The organism is Algibacter sp. AS12 (genome assembly GCF_046736315.1).
Classification (GTDB): domain Bacteria; phylum Bacteroidota; class Bacteroidia; order Flavobacteriales; family Flavobacteriaceae; genus Algibacter_B; species Algibacter_B amylolyticus.
Genome location: NZ_CP151841.1, coordinates 519,982 through 532,384 on the forward strand (window position 1 = coordinate 519,982; position 12,403 = coordinate 532,384).

The 12,403-nt window shown below is 31.7% G+C and carries 14 protein-coding genes and 1 tRNA gene; 8 read left to right on the forward strand and 7 right to left on the reverse strand.

Annotated elements, in window-relative coordinates; translation table 11 throughout:
- Positions 1 to 20 precede the first annotated feature (20 nt).
- The 6 genes from AAFN75_RS02195 (at position 21) to AAFN75_RS02220 (ending at position 5,369) form a co-directional block, all read left to right on the forward strand.
- A complete protein-coding gene (locus AAFN75_RS02195) occupies positions 21 to 815 on the forward strand; it encodes a TrmH family RNA methyltransferase (RefSeq protein ID WP_411808039.1) in 795 nt (264 codons plus the stop codon).
- Positions 816 to 947: 132 nt separating this feature from the next.
- Positions 948 to 1,733, forward strand: coding sequence for a T9SS type A sorting domain-containing protein (locus AAFN75_RS02200; protein WP_411808040.1), 786 nt, complete (start codon positions 948 to 950; stop codon positions 1,731 to 1,733).
- Positions 1,734 to 1,763: 30 nt separating this feature from the next.
- On the forward strand, positions 1,764 to 2,996 hold the full coding sequence (locus AAFN75_RS02205) for a M48 family metallopeptidase (RefSeq protein WP_411808041.1): 1,233 nt from the start codon (positions 1,764 to 1,766) through the stop codon (positions 2,994 to 2,996).
- Between the two features lie 57 nt (positions 2,997 to 3,053).
- On the forward strand, positions 3,054 to 3,449 hold the full coding sequence (locus AAFN75_RS02210; RefSeq protein ID WP_411808042.1) for a hypothetical protein: 396 nt from the start codon (positions 3,054 to 3,056) through the stop codon (positions 3,447 to 3,449).
- Positions 3,450 to 4,085 (forward strand): MOSC domain-containing protein, encoded by a 636-nt coding sequence (locus AAFN75_RS02215; protein WP_411808043.1) that lies wholly within the window; start codon positions 3,450 to 3,452, stop codon positions 4,083 to 4,085.
- 42 nt (positions 4,086 to 4,127) lie between these two features.
- Entirely contained in the window at positions 4,128 to 5,369 is a 1,242-nt protein-coding gene (locus AAFN75_RS02220) for a DEAD/DEAH box helicase (RefSeq protein WP_411808044.1), read from the forward strand.
- 17 nt (positions 5,370 to 5,386) lie between these two features.
- On the opposite strand, the gene AAFN75_RS02225 is transcribed toward AAFN75_RS02220, so the two are convergent.
- Complete coding sequence (locus AAFN75_RS02225; RefSeq protein WP_411808045.1) at positions 5,387 to 6,052, reverse strand: M15 family metallopeptidase; 666 nt, start codon at positions 6,050 to 6,052, stop codon at positions 5,387 to 5,389.
- A 39-nt stretch (positions 6,053 to 6,091) separates the two neighbouring features.
- Here AAFN75_RS02225 and AAFN75_RS02230 point away from each other — a divergent pair, with 39 nt between their 5' ends.
- Positions 6,092 to 6,685: an alpha-ketoglutarate-dependent dioxygenase AlkB family protein gene (locus AAFN75_RS02230; protein ID WP_411808046.1), complete on the forward strand. Its 594-nt coding sequence runs from the start codon at positions 6,092 to 6,094 to the stop codon at positions 6,683 to 6,685.
- Between the two features lie 561 nt (positions 6,686 to 7,246).
- The gene (locus AAFN75_RS02235) at positions 7,247 to 7,951 is read left to right on the forward strand and encodes a DUF4369 domain-containing protein (protein WP_411808047.1); all 705 of its coding nucleotides are present in this window, start codon (positions 7,247 to 7,249) and stop codon (positions 7,949 to 7,951) included.
- Between the two features lie 63 nt (positions 7,952 to 8,014).
- Here the strand turns inward: AAFN75_RS02235 and AAFN75_RS02240 are convergent.
- The 6 genes from AAFN75_RS02240 to AAFN75_RS02265 form a co-directional block, all read right to left on the reverse strand.
- Positions 8,015 to 8,088 (reverse strand) — tRNA-Thr (locus AAFN75_RS02240).
- Between the two features lie 60 nt (positions 8,089 to 8,148).
- Positions 8,149 to 8,418 carry a hypothetical protein gene (locus tag AAFN75_RS02245; RefSeq protein WP_092852774.1) on the reverse strand — a complete coding sequence of 90 codons (270 nt, stop codon included), beginning with the start codon at positions 8,416 to 8,418 and terminating at the stop codon, positions 8,149 to 8,151.
- Positions 8,419 to 8,486: 68 nt separating this feature from the next.
- Positions 8,487 to 8,897 carry a 6-pyruvoyl trahydropterin synthase family protein gene (locus AAFN75_RS02250; protein ID WP_411808048.1) on the reverse strand — a complete coding sequence of 137 codons (411 nt, stop codon included), beginning with the start codon at positions 8,895 to 8,897 and terminating at the stop codon, positions 8,487 to 8,489.
- A complete protein-coding gene (gene idi / locus AAFN75_RS02255; RefSeq protein WP_411808050.1) occupies positions 8,897 to 9,421 on the reverse strand; it encodes an isopentenyl-diphosphate Delta-isomerase in 525 nt (174 codons plus the stop codon). The genes AAFN75_RS02250 and idi overlap by 1 nt, the downstream gene beginning before the upstream one ends.
- 103 nt (positions 9,422 to 9,524) lie before the next feature.
- Positions 9,525 to 11,438 (reverse strand): OmpA family protein, encoded by a 1,914-nt coding sequence (locus tag AAFN75_RS02260; RefSeq protein WP_411808052.1) that lies wholly within the window; start codon positions 11,436 to 11,438, stop codon positions 9,525 to 9,527.
- A 14-nt stretch (positions 11,439 to 11,452) separates the two neighbouring features.
- Complete coding sequence (locus AAFN75_RS02265; protein WP_411808053.1) at positions 11,453 to 12,382, reverse strand: type IX secretion system membrane protein PorP/SprF; 930 nt, start codon at positions 12,380 to 12,382, stop codon at positions 11,453 to 11,455.
- Positions 12,383 to 12,403 lie beyond the last annotated feature (21 nt).

Below are 12,403 nucleotides of genomic sequence, written 5' to 3' on the forward strand. Positions count from 1 at the left end.
ATTACTTTTGTTCTACTATTATGAAAGAAATAACAAGCGCACAAAACTCACTAATTCGACTACTTGTTCAATTAAAAGACAAGTCGCGCGAACGTAAAAAAACAGGCACGTTTTTAATAGAAGGTATTCGTGAAGTTACATTAGCATTAAAAGGTGGTTATGAAGTAGAAACTATTTTGTTTTATCCTGATTTATTTCCTAATGAATCACTTGAGCGTCTTATTCCCGAAACAGTAAACACCATTGCTGTATCGAAGGAAGTTTATGAAAAATTAGCTTACAGATCGACTACCGAGGGTTTGCTCGCTGTTGCAAAAACTAAAGAAAACAAGCTATCTAACTTAAGTTTTAAAAGCGACAATCCTTTAATATTAGTTGCAGAAGCACCCGAAAAACCTGGTAATATTGGCGCTATTTTAAGAACGGCAGATGCAGCGCATGTAGATGCTGTAATTATTGCCAACCCAAAAACAGATTTATACAACCCAAACATTATACGTTCTAGCGTTGGCTGCGTATTTACTAACCAAATAGCCAGTGGAACAACCACCGAAATTATTGCCTTTTTAAAAACGAATAACATTAATATTTATAGTGCTATTTTACAAGAATCGGTAGCCTACCACACCCAAGATTACACGAAACCCACCGCAATAGTTGTGGGTACCGAGGCTACGGGTTTAAGTGACGAGTGGCGCAATCATGCTACTAAAAACATTATAATACCAATGCAAGGTGAGATAGATTCTATGAATGTTTCGGTTGCTGCAGGAATTTTAATTTTTGAAGCTAAAAGACAAAGAAAGTTTTCATAATTCTTATATATCAAAAAGAACCTCAACCAAAAAGCTACAATTTCTCATAAGTAATAATAAATTTCTCTCATTCTTTTAAAACAAGATTTTTAATTATTTTTACAGTTAATTAATCCCTTAAAACTATTACATATGAAAGAAAAATTACTCGTTATTTTTTTAACTTTTACGTTTTTTAGCTACGCCCAAAACCCTAATTTAGTTACCAATGGAGATTTTGAAGATTACCCAAACCCTAATAGTACGCCAAACAGATGGTCTTCTTCTAGTGACTTTGGTACTTTTAACCAAAACACCACAGATTTCGTAGAAGGCACAAGCAGTGTAGAGTTTACTGCTGGGTTTAGTGATTTAATGCTATTTACATTAGCCGATATTCCTCTTGAAGCTGGTAAAACTTACACCGTATCTTATAGCTATAAATATTTAGGAACCGAATTTGATGCCAATGATAATATAGAATTTAGTTTCTATTCGTCAACAAATCCTTTTCTTCATGGTACAAATATTCAAGATAACAATTGGAACACCGTTACAACACAATATACACCAACTGAAACGAAAACTGATTTTGAAGCCACTATACGCGTCATACCGTCAGGAATTGGCTCTGAGTATAAAGTGTTAATTGACGATGTTCAAGTTTATGAAGGTCTGCCTTTATCAACACAAGCAATTAACCTAGAAAATACAATAAGCGTTTATACTTCCAAAAACAAACAGCTTAACATAAATAAACCAGCAGACCTTGTAATTACAAATGTTTCGGTCTATTCTATTTTAGGTCAACAGCAAAAACTAACTCCTAATACTAAGGATTTAAGTTCATATAACTTAAATACGTTTTCTACTGGAGTCTATATTTTAAAAATAACTACTAATAAAGGAGTAATCACAAAAAAGATCCTAATTAAATAATTAAAAATTTTAAAACTTAGAATAATATTTATGGATGCCCAAAGCCTATTTTACATCATTTTAATAATTATTATTCTAAGTTTTATTATCGATAAAATTCTAAACGCCTTAAATGCAAAACATTATAACGATTCACTTCCTAAAGAGTTACAAGATGTTTATGATGACGTAGAATATAAAAAATCGCAAAATTATAAAACAACCAACTATAAATTTGGCTTATTAACATCTACCTTCTCCTTAATTTTAACGCTAGGCTTTTTATGGTTTGATGGTTTCGAGGTTGTCGACAATATTGCAAGAACCTACAGTAAAAACTCCATTATAGTTGCGCTTATTTTCTTTGGTGTTATTATGATTGGCAGCGATATTTTAACCACACCCTTTTCGTATTACAGCACTTTTGTAATTGAAGAAAAATTTGGATTTAATAAAACAACAATAAAAACCTTCTTTCTAGATAAAATAAAAGGTTGGCTCATGATGGCTATTGTAGGTGGCGGTATTTTAGCATTAATAATTTGGTTTTATGAGGCTACTGGACAGCGTTTTTGGTTGTACGCTTGGGCATTAGTAGCTGTATTTACGTTGTTTATGAATATGTTTTACTCCAAACTTATTGTGCCCCTTTTTAATAAACAAACCCCATTGGAAGAAGGGACATTACGTGATAAAATTTCAGGGTATGCTAAAACAGTTGGTTTTAAGCTAGATAAAATATTTGTAATTGATGGCTCTAAACGAAGTACAAAAGCTAATGCCTATTTTTCTGGTTTTGGAAGTGAAAAACGCGTAACACTTTACGACACATTAATAAATGATTTGGATGATGAAGAAATTGTCGCTGTATTGGCTCACGAAGTTGGACACTATAAAAAGAAACATATTATTTTTAACCTATTTGCATCCATATTATTAACAGGATTTACGCTTTTCGTTTTATCATTATTTATTTCGAACCCTATATTATCGCAAGCTTTAGGTGTTACAACTCCTAGTTTTCATATTGGTTTAATTGCTTTTGGATTACTATATGCGCCTATTTCTGAAATTACAGGATTAATAATGAATCTGTTTTCTAGAAAATTTGAATACCAAGCCGATGATTATGCAAAAAACACCTATAAAGGCGAACCATTAATAACCTCGCTTAAAAAACTATCTAAAAATAGTTTGAGTAATTTAACACCACATCCGGCTTATGTATTTATGCATTATTCGCATCCTACGCTGTTGGAACGGATTGTGAATTTAAGGAAGTAAACTGTCGTATAAAAAATAGTACCAATCACTTAACTAATCAATAAGAAAACCGCTTAAATGGAAGCTGCAAAAAACAACTTAAATACCTTTCGGGTTTTATACCTTGTAAAGGGCATTCTAACATTATGTTTTTCAATTGTATTTATTATTTACGGTTGTTTGGGGTTTCTAATTGGCGCCATGGCTGAAAATAGCGATACTAACACAGAACTTCCTTTTAATTTTGGCTGGATTTTCGCTATAATTGGAGGTATTGGTCTATTATTTTGTATCACCATTGGTGTATTAACTTTATTGGCTTCAAAATATATTAAAAACCTAAAAAACTATAATTTTATATTTGTAATAGCCGTAGTAAATTGTTTAACTGGTATTCTAGGTATCGTTTTAGGTATTTTTACTCTAATAGAAATGTCGAAACCTGAAATTAAAACCCTTTTCAATAAAGCCTAAATGAAAATAATCGCCACCAACATAGCAAAACCAACAACTATAGTTTGGAATGACAAAGAAGTGGTTACAGGCATTTATAAAACACCAACAAACCAACCTATTTTTCTTGGTACTACAGACGTTGAAGGCGACGAGGTCACAGACAGAAAACACCATGGTGGCGAGTTTAAGGCCTGCTATTTATTTTCTGAAGATCATTATGAGTATTGGAAAAACTTATATCCTAATTTAGATTGGAGTTATGGTATGCTTGGTGAAAACCTAACCGTTTCTGGTTTAAATGAAAAGGAAATCCATATTGGAGATATTTATAAATTAGGTGGAGCGCTTATTCAAATTACACAACCTAGAGAACCTTGTTTTAAATTGGGTGTTAAATTTGGTAATCAAAACATCCTGAAACAATTTATTAATCATGGTTTTCCGGGTACATATATTCGTGTTTTAGAAGCAGGTTCTGTTAAAGCAGGTGATACTTTTGAGTTAATTGATAAGGCTAAAAACAGTTTAACTACACATCAGTTCTTTAATTTATTATACAGTAAAGAAAAAAACAAGGCGCATATTGAATGTATACTAACCAATGATGCCCTACCAAAACAAAAAAGAGACAAACTGAAACAGTTTTTAAAGTAGCTTTGGTTTGGTTTGTTATATCTTTGCAACAAACTATTACAGATGTCTTTTAAAGATTTAAAAATTAGCAAACCTATTTTACGTGCCGTTGCAGAAGCTGGTTACGATAACCCAACTTTAGTGCAAGAAAAAACCATTCCTCTTGTTTTGGAGCATAAGGATGTTATTGTTTCTGCCCAAACCGGAACAGGAAAAACGGCTGCTTTTGCACTGCCTATTTTACAATCTTTATTAGACCAACAAGATTCTCCTAAAAAAGGTAAAACCATAAAAGCTTTAATTGTTAGTCCTGCGCGAGAATTAGCCATTCAAATTGAAGATAACTTTAAAACCTACAGTTCTTATACCAACTTAAGAACCACTGTAGTTTATGGTGGCGCATCAATAGAACCACAAAAAGAAGTTTTAAAAAAAGGTGTAGATGTTTTAATTGCTACTCCAGGTCGTCTGCTCGATTTACATAAACAAGACAGTATTAATTTAGATTACGTTGAAACTTTAGTTTTAGATGAAGCCGATTTAATGCTAGACATGGGCTTTATTGACGATGTTAGAAAAATAGAACGTTTATGTACTCGAGAAAAACAAATCCTATTGTTTTCGGCAACTATTCCGCATAAAGTAGAACAATTAGCGAATTCTATTTTAAACAATCCGGAGCGCGTAGAGGTTGCTCAAAATTCTTCAACATCGAAAAATGTAGCTCAGTTATTATACTTTGTGCCTAAACCTAAAAAAATCGAATTGTGTTTACATTTATTACGAAACACAATTAAAGGAAATATCATCATTTTTAGACGTACAAAATATGGTGTGGATAAACTTGAAAAAACGCTTATAAATAACAATTATAAAGCCGATAGTATTCATGGTGATAAAAGTCAAACTGCAAGACAAGATGCCTTAACACGATTTAAAAAAGGCGAGGTTAATATATTAATTGCAACCGATGTGGCTGCACGCGGTATTGATATAAACGAATTAGATGCTGTTATAAATTTTGATTTGCCAAATGTACCAGAAACCTATGTACACCGTATAGGTAGAACCGCTAGGGCAGGCAACACAGGTATAGCACATTCGTTTTGTTCGGCAGATGAGAAAGACTACATAAAAGCCATACAACAACTTATTAGCCTGCAATTGGATGTTATTGAAGACCATCCTTATCCACTAGACCCTAAAGCAAAACCAATTGTACATACCTCCAATAAAACGGGTAGTAAGCACAGAAAAGGACGTAAAAGTGAGGCATCTAAAAAGAAAAAGAAACGCTGGTATTAACAAAATTAGCTTTACAACTATTCCACCGGAAAATCAAAATACGTTTTAGGAAATGGCTCCCATCGTAAAGTAAAGTGCCACCATTCTTTAGAGTAATTCCTAAAATTATATTTCAACATAACGGTTTGTAATAATTGTCGGTTAGCTTTTTGAGTGTTTGTAAGATCTTGATAGGTCACCCAAGATTCTTCTCCAAAAAAATCATAAGGACTTCCCATATCTAAAGGTGTTCCCGTATTTCCATCAATTATTGTTAAATCAACCGTACTTCCCCTACTATGGCCCGATCTAGAAGATATATATCCAGATTTAAATAAATTACGTTTTTTAACCTCTGGATAAAACTGAGGTTTCATAATGGTATCATTTAAGTCTCTAGCCCAACTTATAAAATGATTAACGGCCTCTTGAGGTCTGTAACCATCATAAACCTTTAAACATAAATTTTGTTCTTGCAATGCTTCCTGTACCTTTTTTAAGGCCTGTGCAGTTTGTTCCGTTAGTATAAGGTTGTTTGACTGGTAACTATTAATTGGTTTACCCACAAAATTATTGGAGGTAAAATAGCGTAACTCGACATCTAAATCCGGAATAACATCTTTAACATACACAAAACCATCAGGTAGCTGCGAAAACACATTTTGAAAAATAAGACAGAATAAAAAAACTAAGGTATACTTCATTTTAATTTTGAATTATGCTAATTTAGAAAATAAAAGAATATGCTTTTTAAAAGTGATATAAATTTAAATTTGAGAGACGCCGAAATAGCCTATTACCCGGATTTTTTCAATGAAAGTGAAGCCACTAATTTTTTTAAAAACCTTTTAAATGAAGTTAAATGGCAACAAGATTCAATAACCATTTACGGAAAAACACATTTACAACCTCGTTTAACCTGTTTTTACGCCAATAACACAAACACTTACAAATACAGTAATATAACTATGCAACCCGATCCTTTTAATGATGATGTATTACTCATTAAGAGTAAAATTGAATCACATTTAAAAGTAAAATTTACAAGTTGTTTAGCCAATTTATACAGAAATGGCAATGATAGTAATGGTTGGCATGCCGATAATGAAAAGGAATTAGGTAAAAACCCTATAATAGCTTCGGTTTCTTTTGGTGCCGAACGTGTTTTTAACTTAAAACACAAAGTAGATAAATCGCTTAAAGCAAAACTAAATTTACAACATGGTAGCCTACTATTAATGCAAGGCGCAACTCAAGACAATTGGCTACACCAAATACCAAAAACTAAAAAAATCATTGGAAAAAGAATTAATTTAACATTTCGAATTATTGCATAAAAAAACCGAGTTCCCTCAAACTCGGTTTTCTTTCAATTTGCTTTTTTATATTATGAATCTAGATTTGGGGTTTCCTAATTTATCAACATAATGCAAATATTAATTAATTAATCCATTGAACTAAAAAGTGTGTTATTTAGTACACTCCAAATATATAATTAATAAACTTATCAAATCGATTAAAAACGCTATAAATCGCTGAAATACACTAAATTTTAACATTTAAAGTTGAAGTAATCAATTTTACCGATGAAATACACTTTTAAAAACATTTTAATTCTCTAAATAATGAGTTTAAATCATAAAAAAAGCATTCTAAAATAGAATGCTTTTTTTCTAACTAACCAACCAAAATATGAATTACTAATCTTCTGTTTAAAGTAACCACTCAATAAACATTTTTAACGATTGTAATTACGATTAGTATATCACAATCCTCGTGCCAAATTTTAAATTAGAGTTCTTTTATGATTTATTTAACAAAACATTTTAATAAAAGGTAACTAGTAAAAGCCATTTAATTGTTTGATATTTGTCCTTATCAACTTATTTAAAATATCAATGAGAAAAATATCAATTATAGTATTAATGCTATTATTTATAGCTTGTGGAAAAGATCAGAGTGATTTAACAGTAATTGCTAATATACAAGGACTAAAAAAAGGAACTGTATACTTAAAAAAGATACAAGATACTTTATTAGTTACTGTAGACTCTATTGTGGTTAATGGTAACCCTAAAATCGAATTGCATAGTGATCTAGAAGAGCCTGAAGTTTTCTTTTTATACTTGGATAAAAATAGTAGAGAAACGGATAGAATAACTTTTTTTGCAGACAAAGGCATAACAGAAATTAATACAACCTTAAAAAACTTTGCTTTTGATGTTGATATTAAGGGTTCTGAACAACAAAAAGTCATGGAGGAATATAAAACACTTATTTCTAAAATGAATAATAGAAATTTAGAAGTGATAAAGGAGCAATTTGAGGCTCAACAAGCAAATGACACTGCTAGATTCAGTAAATTAAGAAATGAAGCTAAAAGCAGCGTTAAACGCAAATATTTATATACCGTAAATTTTGCCTTAAATAATAAAGATAGTGAGGTTGCTCCCTATTTAGCGTTAACAGAAATATACAATGCTAGAGTTGATTTATTAGATACCATTAACCAATCCTTAACACCAAAAATTAAGTCCTCTAAATATGGTAAAGAACTGGATAAATTCATTTTAGACATTAAAGCTGCCGAAAAAAGCAACTAAGTTTAAAAACCAAAACAGTGATTGAATAAAAAAAGCTTTCCACAATGGAAAGCTTTTTTTCTGAGCCGATGGAGGGACTCGAACCCACGACCTGCTGATTACAAATCAGCTGCTCTAGCCAGCTGAGCTACATCGGCGTTTTAACGGGTGCAAATATAAACGCAAATTTTAAATTTGCAAGCACTCAGTTAAAAATTTTATCCAAGTTTATTAATTTTTTCAATTAATTCTCGTCCCTTGCTTTCAAGTTCTGCATTTATCGCTTTAAAATGCGCTTTAGGATTCTCTACATCTTTTTCATTAACCTTAACTATTAAGGCATCAAAAGTTGCTATAGCCTCATCTATGATAGCCTCGCTTGATTTTGTGTCTTTATCTGTATTTGAGTATTCCCAAACGTAAACCGCTTCAATAATATCTCCTAAAACGTAATTTATATCTTTTTTTAAATTTCTAACATTTGCCATTATAATCTCTTTTTAATATTTCAGCAAAAATAAGAATTCTCTTTTTGATGCTTGGTTAATAAATCATTTTAATTTCCAGAATACGAAACAAAATTTCTTGGCGTTTCGTAAAGTGTTATTTCTAAATCTAAATTATTACTTAATTCAGGCTTTATTTTATTATAAATTACCACCGCTATATTTTCGGCTGTCGGGTTTAAATCTTTAAATTCTGGTACTTCTAGATTTAAATTTTTATGATCGAGAGCATCTTCTACGTTATTTTTAATGATATCTTTTAAAACTTTCATATCTATAACATACCCCGTTTCTTCATCTATTTGGCCAGTTACACTCACAATAAGTTCATAATTATGACCATGAAAGTTGGGGTTATTGCACTTACCGAATATATCGTCATTTTTTTCAAAACTCCAATCTTTTCTGTACAGCCTATGCGCTGCATTAAAATGTGCTTTTCTGCTAACTGTAACTTTCATTAAGAGGTTATATTTATATGTTCGTAGAATTTATCGAAAATAACTTTAAACCATTCTGTATATGCTTCTGGATGTACCGCTATATCCGCTTTCACAGCCTCTAACGGCATCCATTTCCAACTCGCTACTTCATATGGGTTTAATACAGGTTCGCCATTGTAATGACCTAGTAATACATGATCGTATTCGTGTTCTGTTAATCCATTATCAAAGGGAGCCTTATATATAAATGAAATAGATTCTTTTAAATTAACCACAAACCCCATTTCTTCTTGTAAGCGCCTTTTACCTGCTTCGATATTGCTTTCTCCATCCCTTTGATGGCTACAACAAGTATTGGTCCATAGTCCAGGAGAATGATACTTATTTAATGCTCTTTGTTGTAACATGAGCTCGTTTTTATCATTAAAAACAAAAACTGAAAATGCACGATGCAATACAGCCTTTTCATGTGCTTCCATTTTTGGCATTAGCCCTATTTGTTGGTCTTGTTCATTTACAAGTATTACTTTTTCTTCCTCCATAGTCAACAAAAATACGAACAAAATAATTACTTGGTAAATCTTGTTAAAAGAAAAAAGCATCTAAATAAATTTAGATGCTTTTTATATTAGCTTTTAACTGTGTTTAATTTGAAACTACAATAAACTCACTACGTCTATTATCTTGATGTTCTTGTTTAGAACATTTAACACTGTTGTTACAGTGATTCACTAAACGTGTTTCACCATATCCTTGACCTGTTAGTCTACTTGAAGATATGCCACCTTTTTCAATAATATAAGCTCTTGTCGATTTGTTTCTTCTATTTGATAACGCCCAGTTGTAAGCATCTTTACCTCTAGAATCGGTATGCGAACGTACATCAATTTTCACATTAGGGTACTCCTTCATGTAATTTATAACTTTAGCTAATTCTATTTCTGCATCTGGACGAATGTATGATTTGTCGTAATCGAAATAAATAGGATTTAAACCTAATAACAAAGCTAAATCTGTACCTATTGTTGCTGCTGCTGGGTCTAATTTTAATTCTAACTCTAACTCTGCCGTTTGTCCTAGTTTGACAGTAAAATCAATAAAATCTTCTTTAAACTTATCTTTTTTAGCCTCAATTAAATAGGTTCTTTCCTTACAGTCTAAGTTAAAACTAAAGTTACCCGACGCATCACTTTTAAACGTTTGAAGCAAGTTTCTATTAGAATCGTAAACAAAAACATCCGCATCAGGAATTATCATTTGCGTTCTTTTATTAACTACGGTTCCAGTAACATCTCTAGCACAAGATGGTCTTTCAAAACTGTAAATATCATCATCTCCCTTACCTCCTTCTCTATTTGATGAAATATAACCTTTGTTAGTTTCATCATTTATAATAAATCCGAAATCGTCTTTAGGACTATTAATTGGTTCTCCCATATTCTGAATCATCGAAGAATCATCATTAATGTTATTGGCAGCAATTTTAAAAACATCTAAACCTCCTAAACCAAGATGTCCATCAGAAGAAAAATAAAGCGTTCCGTTTTCGCTAACAAAAGGAAAATTCTCTCTTCCTTCCGTATTAATTTTAGGACCTAAGTTTCTAGGCACTCCGTAACTACCATCTTCATTAATATCGACAACAAAAATATCTGAAGCACCTTGAGTTCCAAACATATCTGACGCAAAATATAATTGCTTCTCGTCTGGACTAAGCGCAGGATGCGCCACGTTATATTGATCATCATTAAATGGCATAGACACAATGTTTGTCCATACACTATCAACCAAAGTTGCCTTATAAATTTTTAGTCCATGAATGTCGTTATCATTCTTTTTAAACTTTCCTCTGTGGAAGTTATTTCGCGTAAAGTAAGCTGTTTTACCATCTTTTGTGAATGAAGTAGAAGATTCGTGGTACTTTGTATTTACATCGCCATTTACTTCTGAAACACTACCGTTATCATTTAATTCGAATAAATCTAAAAACGGCTGATTATTCCATTTATAAATATTCTCATCTTGATCTCTTGAAGAAGCAAAAACTAAGTGACCATTATAAGTTGACGTTCCAAAATCTGAATATGCCGTATTTATGTCTAAATTAACTAATTCGTAATCATCTGAAATTTCATTGATCGCTTTTACATATTCGGGCTTTTTCAAAAACTCTAAAACTCTTGAATCTTCAGATCGAATGGCTGCAAAACTCTTTAATACTCTATCTGAATCGTCATACCTTTCAACAGCCCTAAGTGCTTGGGCGTATCTATAATAATTTTCAGGTTCCGTTGGTAAATTAAACGCCATTAACTTATCATACCAAACTACAGCATCTTTCATTTCATTATTAAAATAAAATGAATTAGCTAGTTTTTCAATAACATCTGGCGAAACATCATCCTGATTAGCTAATTTTAAAAGTTGATTTCGAGAATCTACATAAGCTAGATTCTCATATTTTTTTATAGCCTTTCTTGAAGATTTTACTTTTTGTGCAAAAGCACAATTAAAAACCAAAGCACCTAATATAGAAAGTATGTATATCTGTTTTTTCATGTCTGTAGTTTTTTTTAGAAGAATCTTGGTGATAAAATTTTAGCTATTTCTTGTAATTCAAATCTTAGCATAATTTCGTGCGACCCACTATTATAATTATTTAATCCGGTAGTTGTTGCATCGTAAGAATATCCTAAAAATATTTCTGGGCTAACTTGAAAACCTATTAAACCACTAACGGCATCATCCCATCTATAAGCTAATCCTAAAGTAAATTTTTCGTTAAATAAGGCATTTACTGATAGATCTGCAATAATTGGTGCTCCTGAAACACCCTTAACTAAAAAGGCTGGTTTTAACTTAGTATTATCACTAACATCAAATACATATCCACCAATTAAAAAATAGTGTAAACGTTCTGTTGCTACAGACTCTTCGAAATCATCGTAATGTTCTGTACTTATAATATTTGGAACCGATAACCCTAAATACCCTTTTTCTGAATGCAAATATAATCCTGCTCCTATTGTTGGAGATATAAGGTTAACATTTTCCTGAAATAAAGGATCTGTATCTTGATAACGACCTTTGCTCCAATCGGTATCAAGGATATGAATACCACCTTTTACACCGAATGAAAACTTTAAATCCTTATCATTTACAGGAAACGAATACGATAAATTAGCATCTATACTAGTTTCCTCTGCAGGTCCAATTTGGTCGCTAACTATGTTTAAACCTATTCCTAATTTTTCGTTTCTTAATGGAGAATGAATTCCAAAAGTTACGGTTTTTGGAGCTCCATCTAGACCTACCCATTGCGTTCTGTATAAAGCTGTAGCACTTAACACTCTTCTTTGTCCTGCATAAGCAGGGTTTACGCTCATGGTGTTATACATATAATGCGTAAACTGAGGGTCTTGCTGTGCTTGTATATCTAAACTTAATAGTGCAGTAAACACTACTAAAATTAAACATTTTATTAATGATGATTTTTGTATCATTTTTAATCTTTTTTTAGTCGT

Coding starts and splice junctions, on each gene's coding strand:
- AAFN75_RS02200 (WP_411808040.1), top strand. CDS start 948: ATGAAAGAAAAATTACTCGTTATTTTTTTAACTTTTACGTTTTTTAGC.
- AAFN75_RS02235 (WP_411808047.1), top strand. CDS start 7,247: ATGAGAAAAATATCAATTATAGTATTAATGCTATTATTTATAGCTTGT.
- AAFN75_RS02210 (WP_411808042.1), top strand. CDS start 3,054: ATGGAAGCTGCAAAAAACAACTTAAATACCTTTCGGGTTTTATACCTT.
- AAFN75_RS02215 (WP_411808043.1), top strand. CDS start 3,450: ATGAAAATAATCGCCACCAACATAGCAAAACCAACAACTATAGTTTGG.
- AAFN75_RS02260 (WP_411808052.1), bottom strand. CDS start 11,438: ATGAAAAAACAGATATACATACTTTCTATATTAGGTGCTTTGGTTTTT.
- AAFN75_RS02220 (WP_411808044.1), top strand. CDS start 4,128: ATGTCTTTTAAAGATTTAAAAATTAGCAAACCTATTTTACGTGCCGTT.
- AAFN75_RS02230 (WP_411808046.1), top strand. CDS start 6,092: ATGCTTTTTAAAAGTGATATAAATTTAAATTTGAGAGACGCCGAAATA.
- AAFN75_RS02245 (WP_092852774.1), bottom strand. CDS start 8,418: ATGGCAAATGTTAGAAATTTAAAAAAAGATATAAATTACGTTTTAGGA.
- idi (WP_411808050.1), bottom strand. CDS start 9,421: ATGGAGGAAGAAAAAGTAATACTTGTAAATGAACAAGACCAACAAATA.
- AAFN75_RS02195 (WP_411808039.1), top strand. CDS start 21: ATGAAAGAAATAACAAGCGCACAAAACTCACTAATTCGACTACTTGTT.
- AAFN75_RS02250 (WP_411808048.1), bottom strand. CDS start 8,897: ATGAAAGTTACAGTTAGCAGAAAAGCACATTTTAATGCAGCGCATAGG.
- AAFN75_RS02265 (WP_411808053.1), bottom strand. CDS start 12,382: ATGATACAAAAATCATCATTAATAAAATGTTTAATTTTAGTAGTGTTT.
- AAFN75_RS02205 (WP_411808041.1), top strand. CDS start 1,764: ATGGATGCCCAAAGCCTATTTTACATCATTTTAATAATTATTATTCTA.
- AAFN75_RS02225 (WP_411808045.1), bottom strand. CDS start 6,052: ATGAAGTATACCTTAGTTTTTTTATTCTGTCTTATTTTTCAAAATGTG.